This is a genomic window from Pelagibacterium sp. 26DY04, assembly GCF_031202305.1.
In the GTDB taxonomy this organism is placed as follows: Bacteria; Pseudomonadota; Alphaproteobacteria; order Rhizobiales; family Devosiaceae; genus Pelagibacterium.
Genome location: NZ_CP101731.1, coordinates 1997203 through 2014621, shown reverse-complemented (window position 1 = coordinate 2014621; position 17419 = coordinate 1997203). Strand labels below are relative to the sequence as shown.

The following is a 17419-nucleotide window of genomic DNA, read 5'->3' as shown; positions in this document are numbered from 1 at the left end:
ATCGCGTCCATGCTCCAGATGCGGGCAGAACGCGCCTTTTTTGAGGTTGTGAGCCAGCGGGGAGGCCGGTGCAAGCTCGCGTTATACGAAATGCACCGAAAACGCAAAGCTCGGCGTCAGCCTTCCTGCGCCACGTCGCTGCAAGTGGTGGCGCCGCAGGCGCGCATATTCTCGATACGCTGCACGAGTTGCTCCTTGGGCACGGCACCGGGGATCACCTCATCACCGATGATGAAGGTGGGGGTGCCGGTGATGCCGAGAGCCTGGGCGATGGAATAGGTACGCTGAAGCGCGTCTGACACTTCCTGGGTATTCATATCGAGCTGGAGCGAAACGCGGGACAAGCCCAATTGCTCGGCGGCTGAAAGCGCGGATTCGCCATCCACGGCGCCGCGCGAGGAATAAAGCGCAGTGTGGAAGGCCTGATAATCGACGTCGGCGTCGTTGACGAGGACGCCGACACGGGCGGCGTCGACCGAGCCTTGCGAGAGGATCGGGAATTCCTTGAGGATGACGCGCAAATTGGGGTCTTCCTCGACCAGCGACATGACATCGGCGACAACCTGGCGGCAGTAGCCGCAATTGTAGTCGAACATTTCAACCAGGGTGACGTCACCTTCGGGGTTGCCGAGCACGATATTGGCGGGGTCGTTGTAGATATCATCGTGCATGGCATCGAGCGCGATGCGGGCGCGCTCGGATTCCTCTGCGCGCATCTCGGTTTCGAGGGCCACCGACATGCGTTCGAGCAGACGGGGATTGGCCATGAGATAATCTTCGATTATCGGACCCAGGGCCGCGGTGTCGATATCGGCCGCGCCATCGGCGTTCGCTGGCGCTTGAGCGGGCAGGGCCTCTGCAATGAGACGTTCGACCTCGGTAGACGACAGGCCAGGTTCGGGGCGCGTGGCGAGGCTGACGGCGAGCCCGGCGCCCAACAGGACGATGGCAGCGGCAAGGCCGAGATTGATGGCTTTTTGCATGTCGAACTCCGTATCGCGCTGCGGGTGGGTTTAGCGTAACGGGGCAGGTGATGCCAGTCGCGATATGCCAAGCAAGTGGCGTCATGGAACGTAATGCCACGAATATGCTATTATATAGAATATAATGCTAGAAATGGCTATGTGTACAGAACGTAGTGCTTAAAACTTGCGATTGTCTAGAAGCGGGATATAGTGCGGGCTGCCTTGGGGCGCCGACAAGACAATGGATTTACGATATGAACGCCAACCTGATTCGTCCCTTCTACGCCATGGAACTTATGGCGCGGGCGCAAAAGCTTGAAGCCGAGGGGAGAATCGTGTGTCATCTCGAAATCGGCGAGCCGGGCGGCAAGCCGGCACAGCCAGTGCTCGATGCGGTTCGCGGGTGTCTTGAGCGGCCCATGGGCTATACCGCGGCCAAAGGTATGCCGGCCCTGCGCGAACGGCTCAGCCGGTATTATGACGAGCGCCACGGGGTTTCTGTTTCGCCCGAACGGATCGTGGTGACGACGGGATCGTCGAGCGGGTTCATCCTGACCTTCCTTGCGGGATTTGCGCCAGGGCAGCGGATCGCGGTGACGCGGCCGGGCTATCCGGCCTATCTCAACATCATCGCCTCGCTGAACCTCTCGAGCGTCGAGATTCCGGTTTCACCCGCCAATGGCTGGCGGCTGACCGCTGCGGACATCGAGGCGGCTTACGAGCGCAGCCCCTTCGAGGGCCTGCTGGTGGCGAGCCCGGCCAATCCGACGGGGGCGGTGCTGGAGCGCGATGAACTGGAGGCGATCATCGCCACATGCGATCGGCTTGGCGTGCGCTTCATCTCCGATGAGATCTATCACGGGCTCAACTATGCCGGGGCAGATGCGAGCGCGCTCGAATTCAGCCAGCAGCATGTGATCGTCAACAGCTTTTCGAAATATTACTGCATGACCGGCTGGCGCATCGGCTGGCTCGTTCTGCCCGAGGATCTGGTGCGCCGCGCCGAGATGATGGCACAGAGCCTGTTCATCTCAGCTTCCAGCGTTTCCCAATGTGCGGCACTTGCAGCTCTCGATGCCGGACAGGAGTACGACCGCCGCCGCGATCAGTATGAGGAAAACCGGCTGGTGCTTTCTGAGGGGCTCAAGAAATTGGGGTTCGGGCTGGCCGAACCGTCCGACGGGGCGTTCTACGCCTATGTCGATGCGTCGGCCTTCACCAACGATACAATGGACTTCTGCACGCGCATGCTTGACGACGCCGGTGTGGCGGCAACGCCGGGGCAGGATTTCGACCGCACCGACGGGCACAAATATGTGCGTTTCTCTTACGCCGGTACCCGAGAAGCGATAGAAATGGCGCTGGAGCGGATGGGAGCGTTTCTCAGCTAATCGGTGACTCAGTTTGTCGCAACCGATGATCCAACTCAATGCGCAGTATCCGCCTCCTGTTCCTTCACCGTCTTTCTAATCGTTCAACCACTCGAGTAGGTCTCGGGGATTGGGGCAGGGCTGGGATCGGCTGAGATCAAGCGAGATGCGCGAACCGTATCTGGCACCCAGTTTTGCCGAAAGCCTCAATACCGCCGCAAGAGCCCGACCAACCGGCCCTGCACCTTCACACGGTCGGGGCCAAAAATCCGGGTTTCGTAGGCAGGGTTGGCGGCCTCCAGGGCAACGGCATTACCCTTCTTGCGCAAACGTTTGAGAGTGGCTTCTTCGTCATCGACAAGCGCCACGACGATCTCGCCATTGCCGGCAGCATCCTGCTTGCGGATCAAAACGGTGTCGCCGTCGAAAATGCCGGCCTCGATCATCGAATCGCCGCGCACTTCCAGTGCGAAATGTTCGCCGGCGCCCAGCATTTCCGGCGGAACGGCAATCGAATGCGAATGGGTTTGGATGGCTTCGATCGGCACGCCCGCCGCGATGCGTCCCATGACGGGGATCGACACCGATCCTCCATTGTCCGCGCTCGCTGCGACTGGCTTGGCCGGCACCTTGCCCAGGTTCCCTTCAATAACACTTGGCTCAAACTTGGCCTTGCGGCCACCGAGCGAGGGATTCATCGAATCGGGGAGCTTGACCACCTCAAGCGCCCGGGCGCGATTGGGCAGGCGCCTGATAAATCCGCGCTCCTCAAGCGCGGTGATCAGCCGATGGATACCCGACTTGGACTTGAGATCAAGCGCTTCCTTCATTTCGTCGAAGGAGGGGGGAATACCACTCTCCTTCATCCGCTCATGAATGAACATCAGAAGTTCGTGCTGCTTGCGCGTCAACATTGTCGAGCCCCTCGGCGGCGTCGAATCGGAACAAATATTGAACTTTTATACGTGTTCCGGTAATGTTCCGCAAGTGTTTCAAGAACATTTCTGCCTGACTCTCAAGAGCTGGCGCACAATTCTTCCTTGATGTGTATGCGTGCCACGACCTCTGGCCAAAGCCGATGGATGATGCGACCATTCCACGTGCTGCGGAGATTATCTTGGGTCAGTCATGGCCGGGACGGGGGCAGACAGGGGGCGGCGTCGAGGCTTTTGGTGCTCGAACTCGTCGAGCAGGTAGGCGACGATCACGCTCCTGAGAACACTCGTGGCGTTGGAGCGATCATGCCCCGCCGCGCTTATAATCCAGAGAACGAGAGTGTTCCGAGGCACACCAAGGTTCGCCGCGATCTGATCCAGCGCTTGCCAGAAGATGGCTTCCAGTCTGATTCCCTTGCGCTCGCCCTTAAGGGAGAGCACCCGGAATTCGGGTTCAGCAAGTGCGTCTATCGCCGCTCCGTCGAGCAAATCGGCAATCTCGGAAGTGGGCATGGGTGTCTCGCGCTCTGGTAGCAGATGCGGCCTTCCATGTCTCTTGATTGGTGCTTGATCGGTCCCGGACACGCTCCTACCCCCTTCCAAATAGGTGGTGCGCCGTAAGACAATTTACGCGTTGCAAACAAGGATGAACATAGTCGGCAGTCCAAGTAATAATAGCTACTGCCGACGACCAAGATAATCCTATCGGATGCGGTTGGATTTGGCGCGTAGTTCGTTTTGATTATTGGAACGTCGTCGTTGGGAGCACGAAGGGGAAGGGCCTATAGCAGATGCACCTGCACCAGATCGCCAGCACGCTTGCCGGCGCAGTGCTCGTCCTGGGCGATGAGTGCATCGGCCGATGCCAGCGAGGTGAGATGCCCGCTATCGGTCTGGCGGATTGGTTCGACTCTGCTGCCATGCTCCGCATCGTGGAGCAACCGGCCACGCATGAAGTGGCGGCGGGGGCCGTTGGGAGGCAACGCGTCCGCTAAAGGAAGATAGAGCGGGGCAGGGGAGCTGCACCCTGCCATGGCAAGCACGGCTGGCAGCACGAAGATGCGCGCCGTAACCAAGGCCGAAACCGGATTGCCCGGCAGGCCGAAGACCATAGTCTTGCCGCGCCGTCCAAACATCAGTGGCTTGCCCGGTCGCATGGCGATGCGCCAGAAGTCGATATCAACCCCGCTTGCCTTGAGCATGTCCTGCACGAGATCGTGTTCGCCCACGCTGGCGCCGCCAGTGGTCATCAGCACATCCGGCTCGGATGCGAACACATGGTCGAGCACTGTCTTGAGCGCGTCGGGATCATCTCCGACGATACCGTGGTCGGTGACCGCACGCGCGTGGGGTTCAAACAGCGCGCGAAGGCCAACGGAGTTGGAAGACACGATCTGGGCTGGCCCGACGGGGTTTCCGGGCGGCACCAATTCGTCGCCGGTCGCAAGCAGGGTTATTCGGGGGCGCGTCGATACGTTGACGCTCTCCACATTGCCGGCAGCGATCAACGCCAGCCTTTGAGGCGTGAGCAGCGCACCGGATGGGGCAAGGATACTGCCCTCAGCGAAGTCCTCACCCCGAAACCGTATGCTGCGCCCGGGATCGACCGGTTTGGAAAACGTGATCGCCTCACCCTCGGCTCTCGCCTCCTCCTGCATGATTACGGCGTCGGCGCCCTTGGGCACGGGGGCGCCGGTAAAGATGCGTACGCATTCGCCTCGACCTACCGTACCAGAAAATCCGGCTCCGGCCTGGGATGCTCCGATCATCCTGAGTGCTGTGCCTGGGGATACATCCGCAGCCCGCACGGCATATCCGTCCATGGCGCTCACATTGAATGCGGGATTGAACAGCCTTGCCCTGACATCCTCGGCCAGGTTGCGGGCCGCAGCTTCCGGCAGCGCGAGTGTTTCGGCTGGCAGTGCCGGAACGCCTGAAACAATGCGAGCCAGCGCCTCATCGACCGAAATCAAGGCATATCCCGGCGGAAGTCACCCGACTTCCCGCCGCTCTTTTCCATGAGGCCGACATTGGTGATGGTCATGGCTTTGTCGAGCGCCTTTGCCATGTCGTAGAGCGTCAGCGCCGCCACCGAGGCGGCAGTGAGAGCTTCCATTTCCACGCCCGTACGCCCCACCGTTTCCACGGTGGCCGTTATCGCAATCACATGAGGCTTTGCGCCGCGTTCGATATCGACAGCGATCTTGGTCACAGGAATAGGGTGGCAGAGCGGGATCAACTCGGATGTCTTTTTCGCCGCCATGATCCCCGCGACGCGGGCCACGGCAACGGCATCGCCCTTTTTGAGCGTGCCCCCGAGGATCGCCTCGACAATCTCATCCGTTGCATGCAGCTCGGCCCTAGCTACGGCGCGTCGTGCGGTTTCGTCCTTGCCTGAGATATCGACGATCCGGGCGGCGCCGTTCTCGTCGAGATGCGTGAGGCGATCGGACAAGACTCAATCTCCTGTCAGCAGGGCGCGTGTCGCCGCCGCAACGTCGCTCTGCCGCATCAGGCTTTCTCCGACGAGGAAACAGCCGACCCCGGCATTCGCTTGAAGTTGCAGCAGATCCGCATGCGTGAAGATCCCGCTTTCAGACACCAGCAGGCGATCGTCCGGCACCATACCGGCAAGCTCTATGGTGGTCTGAAGCGATACGTCGAAGGTGCGCAGATCGCGATTGTTGATGCCGACGAATTCGGCTCCTAGCTCAAGGGCGCGTTCCATTTCCGGCGCATCGTGCACTTCCACCAACGCATCCATACCCCATTCGGCAGTGGCCTCGAGCAGTACCCGCGCCGCAGTGTCATCAACCGATGCAAGGATGATGAGGATGCAATCGGCGCCCCATGCCCGTGCCTCGGCGACCTGATACGGTTCGAACAGGAAATCCTTGCGCAGCACGGGAAGTGACGTCGCCGCGCGGGCGGCGCCAAGAAATTCCGGTAGTCCCTGAAACGAAGGCGTGTCGGTCAAAACCGACAGGCACGCCGCACCGCCGATTTCATAAGCCTTGGCCAAGGCCGGCGGATCGAAATCGGGTCGGATCAGCCCCTTGGACGGGCTGGCCTTCTTGACCTCGGCGATCAGCCCGAATTGCCCGGTGGCGCGCTTGCTTTTCAGCGCATTGACGAAGCCTCGCGGAGCGTTCTGCTCGCGCGCCATGGCGCTGAGTTCAGCCAGCGGCAAGGCGGCTTTGGCCGCCGCGATCTCCTCGCGCTTATAGGCTTCTATCTTGCGAAGAATGTCGCTCATGCCTCCCCCGAAACCGCGATAAGCTTATCAAGCGTGGCCTTGGCCTTGCCGCTGTCGATCGTCTCGGCGCCCAGCGCGACACCGTCGCGAAGGGTTTCGACCTTATCGCAAACGATGAATGCCGCCGCCGCGTTGAGCAGGACGATGTCGCGGTAGGGGCCCGTGGCACCGTCGAGCAGCTTGCGCACCTCGCCCGCGTTGTGTTCGGGATCGCCGCCCACGATGTCGGCGAGAGAAGCGCGGGGCAGGCCAGCTTCTTCCGGCGTCACCTCGAACGAGGTGAGATTGCCACCCTTGATCTGTGAAACAAAGGATGGGCCGGTGGTCGAGAGTTCATCGAGACCGCTATCGCCGTGCACCACCCAGGCCGACTGCGCCTGGTTGGCCAATAGCGCCGCAGCCACCGGCTCGACCCATTCATTATCGTAGACGCCCAGAAGGTAGCGCCGCACCCCGGCAGGGTTAGCTTGGGGTCCGAGGAGGTTGAACATGGTCCGCACGCCCATTTCCGCGCGTGTCGGCCCAACGTGTCGCATCGCCGGGTGATGGTTGGGCGCGAACATGAACCCGATCCCGGCTTCGCGAATGCATGTCGCGATCTGCTCAGGGGACAGCTCCAGGCTGATGCCCAGTTTCTGCAACGCCTCGGCTGAGCCCGATTTGGACGACAACGCCCGATTGCCGTGCTTTGCCACCGGAACGCCCGCCGCCGCGACGACGATCGAAGCCCCAGTCGAAATGTTGAGCGTCCCCGCGCCGTCCCCGCCCGTGCCGACTATATCGATGGCGTCGAATGGAGCTTCGACCGGCACCATCTTGGCGCGCAGGATGGAAACGGCCGCCGCGATCTCGCCCACGGTTTCGCCCTTGACCCGCATGCCCATCAGAAATGCGCCGATCTGCGAGGGCGTGGCTTCCCCCGACATGATGATCTCCATCACCTCGCGCATTTCGGTGCCGGTGAGGTCCTTGCCATCCGCTAGCCGGTGGAGCGCTCCCTTGATGTCCATGGCGTCCCTTTCGCTTGGTTTCAGGCGGCGCGGTCGGTATTAAAGTCGCGCGCGATATTGATAAAATTCTGCAAGATGGCATGCCCGTTCTCCGACGAGATGCTTTCGGGGTGAAATTGCACGCCATGCACGGGCAAATCCCGATGCTGAAGCCCCATGATCTGCCCATCGTCGGAGCGGGCCGTCACCGTCAGATCGCGTGGCAAATTCTCGTCCCGCACCACCAGTGAGTGATAGCGCGTGGCCTCGAACTGCTTGTTCAGTCCGCGAAACACCCCACGCCCATCATGGGTGATTGTGGAAACCTTGCCGTGCATGGGTACGGGTGCACGCACCACCTCTCCGCCGAACGCCTGTCCCATGGATTGCAGGCCCAGGCACACGCCGAACATCGGGATTTCGCCGGCGAAACGGGAAATGAGCGGCAGGCAGATGCCTGCTTCATTCGGGGTGCACGGCCCCGGAGAAATGACGATCGCTTCGGGCACCCGCGCGGCCACCTCATCGAGCGTGATCTTGTCGTTGCGCACGACCTCGACCTCCGCACCCAACTCGCCGATATAATGGACGAGGTTGTAGGTGAAGCTGTCGTAGTTATCGATGACGAGGACGCGCATCACTGGCCCACCTTCGATTGACCAGCATAGCGTAGCGCTTCCTCGGCGGCGCTGAAAAGGGCGCGCGCCTTGTTCTCGCATTCGAGTTGCTCGAGTTCGGGCTTGGAGTCTGCAACGATCCCCGCGCCGGCCTGCACATGGAGCTTGCCGTCTTTCAGGATCGCGGTGCGCAGCACGATGCAGGTGTCCATCCGCCCATCGGCTCCGAAATAGCCCACGCATCCGGCATAGACGCCGCGCCGCGCCACTTCGAGCTCGTCGATGATTTCCATCGCCCGCACCTTTGGCGCTCCGGAAACCGTTCCCGCCGGAAAACCCGCCGCCAGTGCGTCGATATTGTCGTATTTGGGGTCGAGCTTGCCCACCACGTTGGAGACGATGTGCATGACGTGGGAATAGTATTCGAGGAAGAACTTGTCGGTGACCTTCACCGAACCGATTTCCGCTACCCGCCCCACATCGTTCCGCCCGAGGTCGAGCAGCATCAGGTGCTCGGAGAGTTCCTTGGGGTCGGCCAGCAATTCCTCTGCCAACTCGCGGTCGCGTTCGGGTGTTGCCCCGCGCTTGCGCGTGCCGGCGATCGGGCGGATCGTGACTTCCCCATGATCGACCCTCACCAGGATCTCGGGACTCGACCCCGCGACGGCGAAATCGCCCATATCGAGGAAATACATGAATGGCGAGGGATTGGTACGCCGCAGCGCACGGTAGAGCGCCGTTGGCGGCAACGTGAAATCGGCTGAGAACCGTTGGCTGAGAACCACCTGAAAGATGTCGCCCGCGGCGATGTAGTCCTGAGCCGCGCGCACCATCTTGAAATAATCGTCGCGCGAAGTGTTGGAGGTGACTTCGATCTTTGCGAGGTCGGGGATGTCGCCCCCACGGGGAAGGGGACGTTCGAGCCGCGCTATGGCGTCCTCGATCCGTTCATTGGCCGCCTCATAGGCCTGCCGCGCGCTAATGCCTTCGCGCACATAGACCGGCGCTGACAAAAACAGCTCATCCTTGAGCGTATCGAAAACCGCCAGGATCGACGGGCGCATCATCAACGCGTCGGGAACCCCGATCGTATCGGGATTGGCGTCGGGCAGTTCTTCCATGAACCGCACCATGTCATAGCCCAGATATCCGAAAACCCCCGCCGAATTGGCGGGCAGTTCCCTGGGCATGTCGATCTGGCTTTCGGCGATCAGCGCGCGCAGCGCATCGAGCGGCTGGTCGGGCAAGGGAGCGTAGGCTTCCCTGTCGGTTGCCGCCGAGCGGTTGATTTGCGCCTGCCCCTCGACCACCCGCCACAGCAGATCCGGCTCGAGCCCGATGATCGAATAGCGTCCACGCACAGCGCCGCCCTCGACCGATTCGAGAAGAAAGCTGTAACGCCTGCCTTCGGCGAGCTTGAGATAGGTGCCGATCGGCGTTTCGAGATCCGCCACAACGCGCCGGTAGAGCACCTGGCCCTGTCCGGCCTCATAGGTCTTGGCAAAGGCCGTAAACTCGCTGTCGTCCGACATGATCCCGCCTATTGCAGCCCGATCACGCGGTTAAGGGCTTCCTGGTTGATCCTGACACCCAGATCCTGGCGCAGGCCTTCGACGAAACTGGCGAAGATCAGGTCAGCGAAGCTGGTTTCCATCGCCTCGGCCACTTGCGAAGTCGCATCCGCAGAGGCCGGCGTCACCTGGGTCACCTGGAAGACCACCATGCCGCCATCCTGGGTGGGAACGTAACCCGCATGCCCCTCGCCGCCCTGGAAGGCAGCCTGCGCCACTTGCGGATCAAGCCCGGCGCTGGCCGTGTTGCGGGTGAAGGGGGAAGATGTCTGTGGCGTCTGCCCGTTTTCGGCGGCAACCGTGAACAGGTCGCTGCCGCTGTCGATCGCAGCCACCATGTCTTCGGCCGCGCGCGTCATCGCCATGTCGGTCTGAAGATCCTGCCAGGCGGCGATCGCTTCGTCCCGAACTTCATCCAGCGTCTGGTCGCGCGCCGGTTCGATCTCCTCGACCGAGAAAAACACGGTCCGGTTCGATCCCAGATTGATCGCGGGCGTAACGCGCGTATCGGCTGACGCCGCGAACACTGCATCGACGATGGTTTGGGTCGAACCTTGCGGCAAGGTCTCGATTTCGGCGAGCGCGGCCCCATCAGCGGTCAACGCGAGATCGTGGGCTTCAAGCCCATAGCGCTCGGCCACATCTTCGATCGGCAGGAACGCCGCCCGCGCTTCCTCGATCTCGTCATAGGCGGTCAACAACAGGTCCTGGGCCTTTTCCAGCCGCAGCGCCTGCTCCAGCTCCCCGCGAACATCTTCCAGCGGAGCCTGGCCTTCCTCTTGAATGGAGCTCACCCAGATAGCCCGTTGTCCCTCGGCGCCCTCGATCACGGCATAGCCGTTTTCCTCGAGCCCGAAGGCGGCTTGGGCGACGGCCGCATCGGTGATTTCACCCTGCGCAAAGGTGCCCAGTTCGGTCACCTCGGTCTGCATTCCGGTTTGAGAGACGACGCTGGCAAACGATGCCCCAGCCTCGATGCCTTCGGCAAAAGCCTGCGCCGCTTCCGCGTCGGGCAGCGTCAGTTGGTGAACGGTACGGCGTTCGGGAGAAACGTATTGACCGGCAGTACGCTCATATTCGGCGGCGATTTCTTCCTCGGTGACCTCGACGCCGGCCGCCAGTGCCTCAGCGGTCAGCGGCAGGAGGCTCACGTGGCGCGTTTCCACGGTCCGGAATCGCGTCTGGTTCTCCTCGAAGAACTGGGTCAGCTCTTCTTCGCTCGGCTCCTCGGTCACCTCGAACAGCACCGGATTGAGCTCGACATATTCGATGGTGCGCTGATCGTTGTCATAAGAGCGCGCGATATCGAGAGCCACCTGCGGAACGTAGGCCCCGTTGAAGACCATTCCCACCTGCTCGCGGCTGGCGGCGCGGCGCTGAAGGTTGAGATATTCGGCCTCGGTCAAGCCGGAATTGCGCAGCATGTTTGTAAATTCACCGGTGTCGAACAGTCCCATGGCGCTGGCAAAGCTCGGATCCTGCCGCACCAGTTCGACGAGCTTCTGGTCCGACGCACCCAGGCCCAGGTCTCGCGCCAGAATTTCGATCGACGCGTCGTTGGCCAGCCGCGCGATCGCCGCGTTGGGCAGGCCATAGCTGACGGCCTGCTGCGCCGTGGGCGCCATCCCGGTCTGGGCCGCGAACTGGTTGAGCTGCGAGCGGTAGACTTGGTCGAAATCGCGCACCGAAATGTTCTGGTCGCCCACGCGCGCCACGGTATTGGCGTTGAGGTCCAGAAAAACGCTCGGAATCCCGAAACCAGCCACGGCGATGATAAGCACACCCAGGAGGATTTTGGCGATCCAGCTGCGGCCGAAATTGCGGAGATTGTCGAGCATTGTGGTCCGATCGGTTGAAGGCGGGCACTCGCCTATTGTCTTAGGCGCTGCCCTATGGCGTTCGAGGCGCGCGCATAATAGACAGGGTGCATAAGGCCCTGCAAGCACGCTTGCGGAGGCCGGGTTAAGCCATTCTGATTATGCGTGCAAGGCGTTGTTGGGGTAGGGATGCAGGAGCAATTGCGGCCGCTGATTGCCGGGAACTGGAAGATGAATGGAACGGGGGCGGCGCTCGAGCAGCTTGCCCACCTCAAAACATTGCTGGAGGAAGCCGGCGAGATCGCCAGTGATGTGCTCATCTGTCCGCCCGCCACCCTCATCCATCGGGCGGCGCAACGCGCCGAGGGGAGCCCCATTCGCATCGGCGGGCAGGATTGCCACGCCAAGGTCAGCGGCGCTCATACCGGCGATGTCAGCGCCACCATGCTGTTCGACGCCGGAGCTTCTCACGTTATTTTAGGCCATTCCGAGCGCCGCGCCGACCATGGTGAAACCAGCGCCATGGTGAGCGAAAAGGTGCGAGCCGCGCTGGCGGCCGGCCTCGTCCCGATCGTGTGCGTCGGTGAAACTGAAGCCGAACGCGAGCAGGGGCGGGCGAATCAGGTGGTGGCCGAGCAGCTCGCCCAATCGCTTCCCGATGATTTCGGCAACACCCAGATAATCGTCGCCTACGAACCGGTTTGGGCCATCGGGACCGGTCGCACCGCCACTATTGGCGATATCGCGGAAATGCACGCCCATATGCGCGCGCTGCTCGTTGAACGGTTCGGCGCGGCGGGAGAGGCGGCACTTCTTTTATACGGCGGCTCGGTAAAGCCCGACAATGCCGGCGAAATCCTCAGGACCGCCAATGTCAACGGCGCGCTCGTGGGAGGGGCGAGCCTTCTGGCCAACGACTTCTTTTCCATCATCGTTGCCGCCTGAAGCAGTTGGGGAAAACTGTGGCGTTCTGGGGCTGGCCAATGCCGATCTTTGCGTGTAGAACGCCGCCCAACGCGATGCCTGTGCAAAGCCTTGCTCCACGTCCCGCCGGACGGGCAGGGCTTGAGTTGTTAAGCACCATAAATGTCAGGGTATTGCGCCAACGGCGCCTGGCTCCCATATGCCGCGCCGAGGCGTGAGTTGTTAAAGGACGAACCGTTACATGGCCACAGTACTGATTGTCGCCTATCTGTTGATCGTGATCGCCATGATCGTCGTGATCCTGCTCCAGCGGTCAGAAGGCGGCGGCCTCGGCATGGGCGGCGGCGGTGGCTTCATGTCCGCTCGCAGTTCGGCCAATCTGTTGACCCGCACCACGGCGATCCTTGGTACCCTCTTCATGGTCACAGCGATCGGCCTGACCATCATCAGCCAGTCCGACCGCAGTGCGTCCTCGATCCTCGATCAGGCAGCCCAGAACCCCGACGGCAGCCCGGCAACCGTTCTCGACGCGCTCGATGCGCTGGGGACGGGCAATGACGATCTTTCCGTCCCGACTGAGCCTGCTGCTGAAAACGAGGACCTTGCCGCGCCGGCCGCCACCGACGAAGCCGCTCCTGCGGCAGAGCCGGACCTGACGGCCCCCGTGGCACCGGCCGAGCCGGCCGCCGAGGAACCTGTTGTCGACGCGCCTGCCGAACAAGCCGAGCCTGCGCCCGCTGAAGCGGAAGAGGCGCCTGCAACTCCGGCCGAGCCGACGACTGACGAACCTGCGCCGGCGGCGCAACCGACAACCACCCCCGGCAATTAAACCCGCCGGACAGGTTTCAAAGATTGGGGATGGAGACATCCCCTTCTTTTTTGTGTGGGCGCGGCAATTTCGCGCTTCGAATCGAAAGCGGCATATGTAAGGTAAAAGTCCATGGCTCGGTACGTTTTCATCACCGGTGGCGTGGTTTCCTCGCTCGGAAAAGGTTTGGCTTCGGCGGCTCTCGGCGCCGTGCTGCAGGCGCGCGGTTATAGGGTGCGGCTGCGCAAGCTCGATCCCTATCTCAACGTCGATCCTGGCACGATGTCGCCCTATCAGCACGGCGAGGTGTTCGTCACGGACGACGGTGCGGAAACCGATCTCGATCTGGGGCACTATGAACGCTTCACCGGGCGTTCTGCCAATCAGCAGGACAACGTCACCACCGGGCGCATCTATTCAGACATTCTGGCCAAGGAACGCCGCGGCGACTATCTCGGCGCCACCGTGCAGGTGATCCCGCACGTCACCGATGAGATCAAGAGCTTCGTCACCTCGGGCAATGAGGACTACGACTTCGTTCTTTGCGAGATCGGCGGCACGGTCGGTGATATCGAAGCCATGCCGTTCCTCGAATCCATCCGCCAGTTGGGCAATGAATTGCCGCGCGGCGATGCCGTATTCGTTCATCTGACGCTGATGCCGTTCATTCCGTCCGCGGGCGAACTCAAGACCAAGCCAACCCAGCATTCGGTCAAGGAGTTGCGCTCCATCGGCATTCAGCCCGACATTCTGCTGGTGCGCTGCGACCGTCCCATCCCGGAAGGCGAAAAGCGCAAGCTTTCCCTGTTCTGCAACGTTCGTCCCTCGGCCGTGATCCAGGCGCTGGACGTTTCCTCGATCTATGACGTGCCGATCGCCTATCATGAGGAAGGGCTGGACGACGAAGTGCTTGCCGCCTTCGGCATCAAGAACGCGCCCGAGCCGAATCTGGAAGGCTGGCGCGAGATTTCCCGCCGCATCCACAACCCCGAGGGCGTCGTCAATATTGCCATCGTCGGCAAATATACCGGCCTGAAGGACGCCTATAAGTCGCTTTCCGAAGCCTTGGCCCATGGCGGCATTGCCAACAACGTCAAGGTCAATCTCGAATGGATCGACTCCGAGGTCTTCGAGCGTGACGATCCGCAGCCATATCTCGAGGGCATCCACGGCATTCTTGTCCCCGGCGGCTTCGGTGAGCGGGGTTCGGAAGGCAAGATCAACGCCGCCCGCTTCGCCCGCATCCGTGATGTGCCCTATTTCGGCATCTGCTTCGGCATGCAGATGGCGTGCATCGAAGCGGCGCGCAACACCGCGCACATTCCGAAAGCCTCCTCCACCGAATTCGGCCCCACCAAGGAGCCGGTCGTGGGCCTCATGACCGAGTGGGTCAAGGAGAACAACAAGGAACAGCGCGGCGAGGACACCGATCTCGGCGGCACGATGCGTCTGGGTGCCTATCCGGCCCAGCTCGTGCGTGGCAGCCGGGTGGCCGACATCTATGGCACCAACCGCATCTCCGAGCGCCATCGCCACCGCTACGAGGTCAACATGAAGTACCGCAAGGTGCTCGAGGCCAACGGTTTGCTGTTCTCCGGCCTGTCACCGGATGGCACGCTGCCCGAGATCGTGGAGCGTACCGACCACCCCTGGTTCATCGGTGTCCAGTATCACCCCGAGCTCAAGTCTCGCCCGTTCGAACCGCACCCGCTGTTCAAATCCTTTATCGCGGCGGCTGTCGAACAGAGCCGGCTGGTGTAAGGAGGGCAATTCACTCCGGAGGCATGCCGGCCTTGTGTCGGCATCCGGTCGGTGGCAGCGCCGGACGAGTACGCGTAACCTCATATTGCGTCTTCAGGATTTTCTCCGGAGGGCCCCGGCGATAAGCGCGATTCTTTCCATCTCGTCGTCTTGGGCTTGACCCGGAGACCCGCAGCGCTTCATTGTTCCACCCGAAGAAGTTCGATCCCGCGCGTTCCCATGGCAGAAATCGTCAACCTCCGTCAGGCGCGCAAGGCAAAGGCCCGCGCCGAGAAAGAACAGGCAGCCGAGGCCAATCGCGCCAAATTCGGCCGCACCAAAGCCGAGAGGGACCGGCAGCGCAAGCTATCCGATAAGCAAAACCGCGATCTCGATAGCCACAAGCGCGACTGATCTCTCCGCCAACCCGCGACTTTTCGTCCCGAAACGCTGTTTCAAAAACGTTTGCGTCGAACCGTACCGTGCGGTACTCCACGCCGGCGCTCGGACGTTCTCCTCCCGTTCGCGCGCCCAAAGCGTTGATCATCAACGGCGCCATCCGCTTTGTGCGGCGGCTTCTTCCGGCCGCCGATCAGTCTCGTGCGCCCGGACAAGACCATGTCGACCACCACCACTGCCGCACCCGCTGCGGCGCCGGCCGCGACAGGCAATTCCGCCCGCCGCGTCCTCGCCGCTTCGATGATCGGAACGACCATCGAATTCTTCGATTTCTACATCTACGCCACTGCCGCGGTGATCGTATTTCCGCAGCTTTTCTTCCCGGCTGGCGATTCCATGTTGGCGCTGCTTTCTTCGCTCGCGACCTTCGCCATCGCCTTTTTCGCGCGCCCGGTGGGAGCTGCGATCTTCGGGCACTATGGAGACCGCATCGGACGCAAGGCGACGCTGGTCGCGGCGCTGCTGACCATGGGTATTTCCACCGTGCTCATCGGTTTCCTGCCGACCTACGCCCAGATCGGCGTCGTCGCGCCGCTGCTGCTCGCTCTGTGCCGGCTGGGGCAGGGGATCGGCCTGGGTGGTGAATGGGGCGGCGCGGTCCTGCTCGCCACTGAAAACGCCCCGGAAGGCAAGCGCGCCTGGTACGGCATGTTCCCCCAGCTTGGCGCTCCGGTGGGCTTTTTCCTCGCCACCTGCGTGTTCCTGCTGCTCGCCGAAGTGCTCAGTGAAGATCAGTTCTTCGCCTGGGGCTGGCGGGTTCCCTTTATCGCCAGCGCGCTTCTGGTGATCGTCGGGCTCTTCATTCGTCTGAAGATCTCCGAAACGCCCGAATTCGCCAAGGCGATGGAAAAGGCCGAACGGGTCGAAGTGCCTTTTCTCGACCTCTTCAAGCGTCACAAGGTGAGCCTCGTTCTCGGCACCATGGCCGCGCTGGCCACGTTCGTGCTGTTCTACATCATGACGGTATTTTCGCTGAGCTGGGGCACGGCACAACTGGGCTATAGCCGCGAAGAATTCCTCGTCATGCAGATGATCGGCGTGGTTTTCTTCGGCCTGCTGATCCCGCCCACGGCCATCCTCGCCGACCGCTACGGCATGCGTCGCGTCATGGTGCTGGTTTCCGTCGCCATCGGCATTTTCGGGCTGGTGCTCGCGCCGCTGTTCGGCTCGGGCAATGTATTCGGAGTCACCTTCTTCCTCTGCCTTGGCTTTGCGCTGATGGGCATGACGTATGGGCCGCTCGGCACCGCGCTCGCCGCTCCCTTCCCGACGGCCGTGCGCTATACCGGTGCTTCGCTCACATTCAATCTGGGCGGTATTTTCGGCGCATCGTTGGCGCCCTATATCGCCACCTGGCTTGCGACCAGCTTCGGCCTGCACACCGTCGGCTACTACATGATCTTTGCCGCTGTCATGACCCTCGCCGCGTTCGCCTTTATGCGCCAGGACAGCGACTGAGCAAAACGAGGAACCTCCGTGGTGTGCTGTCCGTTGACGGCAAAACAAAACCACGGAGGTTGCTCATGCCTACTGCATCCGGCCACACCACGGCCATCCGCGCCACCCGTGCCGTCGGCACTGACGTCTACAATCTCGACGGCCAGAGGATCGGCAAGGTCGAGGATATCGTCCTCGACAAGACCGAAAACGCCATCATGTTCGCCGTTGTCGGGTTCGGTGGTTTCCTTGGAATGGGTGAGAAGTTCCATCCCGTCCCTTGGGCCACACTCGATTATGATCAGGACCAGGACGGTTATGTCGTGCCCTTCACCAAGGAAGAACTGGAAGCCGCGCCCGCCGATACCATCAGCGAATTGACCAAGGACGATGGCCTCTATGCGCGGCAGGAAGCCTACTCCTACTATAAGGTCGATCCCTACTGGAATTAGGTAGCTCTTATATAAGAGTGAGATCAGCGGGCGGATGGTGTCATCCGCCCGCATTATTTTTGCGGCAAGCCCTTTCCCA

At 61.7% G+C, this 17419-nt stretch carries 17 protein-coding genes; 7 read left to right on the top strand and 10 right to left on the bottom strand.

Translation table 11 applies throughout. The features are described 5' to 3' along the window. Positions 1–116: 116 nt before the first annotated feature. A complete protein-coding gene (locus NO932_RS09820; protein ID WP_309207222.1) occupies positions 117–983 on the bottom strand; it encodes a DsbA family protein in 867 nt (288 codons plus the stop codon). Positions 984–1219: 236 nt separating this feature from the next. Here NO932_RS09820 and NO932_RS09815 point away from each other — a divergent pair, with 236 nt between their 5' ends. After that, positions 1220–2356, top strand: coding sequence for an aminotransferase class I/II-fold pyridoxal phosphate-dependent enzyme (locus NO932_RS09815; protein WP_309207221.1), 1137 nt, complete (start codon positions 1220–1222; stop codon positions 2354–2356). A 185-nt stretch (positions 2357–2541) separates the two neighbouring features. On the opposite strand, the gene lexA is transcribed toward NO932_RS09815, so the two are convergent. From lexA to NO932_RS09770, 9 genes are all read right to left on the bottom strand, one after another. Further along, the gene (gene lexA, locus NO932_RS09810) at positions 2542–3249 is read right to left on the bottom strand and encodes a transcriptional repressor LexA (protein WP_309161183.1); all 708 of its coding nucleotides are present in this window, start codon (positions 3247–3249) and stop codon (positions 2542–2544) included. A 198-nt stretch (positions 3250–3447) separates the two neighbouring features. After that, positions 3448–3783 (bottom strand): ribbon-helix-helix domain-containing protein, encoded by a 336-nt coding sequence (locus tag NO932_RS09805; protein WP_309207220.1) that lies wholly within the window; start codon positions 3781–3783, stop codon positions 3448–3450. A gap of 269 nt (positions 3784–4052) precedes the next feature. Further along, the gene (gene glp / locus NO932_RS09800; RefSeq protein WP_309207219.1) at positions 4053–5243 is read right to left on the bottom strand and encodes a gephyrin-like molybdotransferase Glp; all 1191 of its coding nucleotides are present in this window, start codon (positions 5241–5243) and stop codon (positions 4053–4055) included. Next, positions 5240–5725: a cyclic pyranopterin monophosphate synthase MoaC gene (gene moaC, locus NO932_RS09795; protein WP_309207218.1), complete on the bottom strand. Its 486-nt coding sequence runs from the start codon at positions 5723–5725 to the stop codon at positions 5240–5242. The genes glp and moaC overlap by 4 nt, the downstream gene beginning before the upstream one ends. A gap of 3 nt (positions 5726–5728) precedes the next feature. Beyond that, positions 5729–6526: an indole-3-glycerol phosphate synthase TrpC gene (trpC, locus tag NO932_RS09790; protein ID WP_309207217.1), complete on the bottom strand. Its 798-nt coding sequence runs from the start codon at positions 6524–6526 to the stop codon at positions 5729–5731. Beyond that, complete coding sequence (gene trpD / locus NO932_RS09785) at positions 6523–7536, bottom strand: anthranilate phosphoribosyltransferase (RefSeq protein ID WP_309207216.1); 1014 nt, start codon at positions 7534–7536, stop codon at positions 6523–6525. The genes trpC and trpD overlap by 4 nt, the downstream gene beginning before the upstream one ends. 20 nt (positions 7537–7556) lie before the next feature. Further along, positions 7557–8153, bottom strand: a complete 597-nt coding sequence (locus NO932_RS09780) for an aminodeoxychorismate/anthranilate synthase component II (protein WP_309207215.1) — start codon at positions 8151–8153, stop codon at positions 7557–7559. Beyond that, positions 8153–9664, bottom strand: a complete 1512-nt coding sequence (trpE, locus tag NO932_RS09775; protein WP_309207214.1) for an anthranilate synthase component I — start codon at positions 9662–9664, stop codon at positions 8153–8155. Before trpE ends, NO932_RS09780 begins: the two co-directional genes overlap by 1 nt. An 8-nt stretch (positions 9665–9672) precedes the next feature. After that, on the bottom strand, positions 9673–11541 hold the full coding sequence (locus tag NO932_RS09770; RefSeq protein WP_309207213.1) for a SurA N-terminal domain-containing protein: 1869 nt from the start codon (positions 11539–11541) through the stop codon (positions 9673–9675). 168 nt (positions 11542–11709) lie between these two features. Here NO932_RS09770 and tpiA point away from each other — a divergent pair, with 168 nt between their 5' ends. The 6 genes from tpiA (at position 11710) to NO932_RS09740 (ending at position 17340) form a co-directional block, all read left to right on the top strand. After that, positions 11710–12465, top strand: a complete 756-nt coding sequence (gene tpiA, locus NO932_RS09765; protein ID WP_309207212.1) for a triose-phosphate isomerase — start codon at positions 11710–11712, stop codon at positions 12463–12465. A 220-nt stretch (positions 12466–12685) separates the two neighbouring features. Then, the gene (gene secG, locus NO932_RS09760) at positions 12686–13273 is read left to right on the top strand and encodes a preprotein translocase subunit SecG (RefSeq protein ID WP_309207211.1); all 588 of its coding nucleotides are present in this window, start codon (positions 12686–12688) and stop codon (positions 13271–13273) included. 111 nt (positions 13274–13384) lie between these two features. Further along, a complete protein-coding gene (locus tag NO932_RS09755) occupies positions 13385–15013 on the top strand; it encodes a CTP synthase (RefSeq protein WP_309207210.1) in 1629 nt (542 codons plus the stop codon). 219 nt (positions 15014–15232) lie between these two features. Then, positions 15233–15406: a DUF4169 family protein gene (locus NO932_RS09750; RefSeq protein WP_309207209.1), complete on the top strand. Its 174-nt coding sequence runs from the start codon at positions 15233–15235 to the stop codon at positions 15404–15406. 204 nt (positions 15407–15610) lie between these two features. Continuing rightward, the gene (locus NO932_RS09745; RefSeq protein WP_309207208.1) at positions 15611–16909 is read left to right on the top strand and encodes an MFS transporter; all 1299 of its coding nucleotides are present in this window, start codon (positions 15611–15613) and stop codon (positions 16907–16909) included. A 65-nt stretch (positions 16910–16974) separates the two neighbouring features. Next, entirely contained in the window at positions 16975–17340 is a 366-nt protein-coding gene (locus NO932_RS09740) for a PRC-barrel domain-containing protein (protein WP_309207207.1), read from the top strand. Positions 17341–17419 lie beyond the last annotated feature (79 nt).

Excerpts from the sequence above, each read along its gene's own strand:
- NO932_RS09780 (WP_309207215.1), bottom strand. The coding sequence starts at position 8,153 with ATGCGCGTCCTCGTCATCGATAACTACGACAGCTTCACCTACAACCTC.
- NO932_RS09750 (WP_309207209.1), top strand. The coding sequence starts at position 15,233 with ATGGCAGAAATCGTCAACCTCCGTCAGGCGCGCAAGGCAAAGGCCCGC.
- NO932_RS09745 (WP_309207208.1), top strand. The coding sequence starts at position 15,611 with ATGTCGACCACCACCACTGCCGCACCCGCTGCGGCGCCGGCCGCGACA.
- trpE (WP_309207214.1), bottom strand. The coding sequence starts at position 9,664 with ATGTCGGACGACAGCGAGTTTACGGCCTTTGCCAAGACCTATGAGGCC.
- trpC (WP_309207217.1), bottom strand. The coding sequence starts at position 6,526 with ATGAGCGACATTCTTCGCAAGATAGAAGCCTATAAGCGCGAGGAGATC.
- NO932_RS09770 (WP_309207213.1), bottom strand. The coding sequence starts at position 11,541 with ATGCTCGACAATCTCCGCAATTTCGGCCGCAGCTGGATCGCCAAAATC.
- NO932_RS09815 (WP_309207221.1), top strand. The coding sequence starts at position 1,220 with ATGAACGCCAACCTGATTCGTCCCTTCTACGCCATGGAACTTATGGCG.
- tpiA (WP_309207212.1), top strand. The coding sequence starts at position 11,710 with ATGCAGGAGCAATTGCGGCCGCTGATTGCCGGGAACTGGAAGATGAAT.
- NO932_RS09805 (WP_309207220.1), bottom strand. The coding sequence starts at position 3,783 with ATGCCCACTTCCGAGATTGCCGATTTGCTCGACGGAGCGGCGATAGAC.
- NO932_RS09740 (WP_309207207.1), top strand. The coding sequence starts at position 16,975 with ATGCCTACTGCATCCGGCCACACCACGGCCATCCGCGCCACCCGTGCC.
- lexA (WP_309161183.1), bottom strand. The coding sequence starts at position 3,249 with ATGTTGACGCGCAAGCAGCACGAACTTCTGATGTTCATTCATGAGCGG.
- trpD (WP_309207216.1), bottom strand. The coding sequence starts at position 7,536 with ATGGACATCAAGGGAGCGCTCCACCGGCTAGCGGATGGCAAGGACCTC.
- secG (WP_309207211.1), top strand. The coding sequence starts at position 12,686 with ATGGCCACAGTACTGATTGTCGCCTATCTGTTGATCGTGATCGCCATG.
- NO932_RS09820 (WP_309207222.1), bottom strand. The coding sequence starts at position 983 with ATGCAAAAAGCCATCAATCTCGGCCTTGCCGCTGCCATCGTCCTGTTG.
- NO932_RS09755 (WP_309207210.1), top strand. The coding sequence starts at position 13,385 with ATGGCTCGGTACGTTTTCATCACCGGTGGCGTGGTTTCCTCGCTCGGA.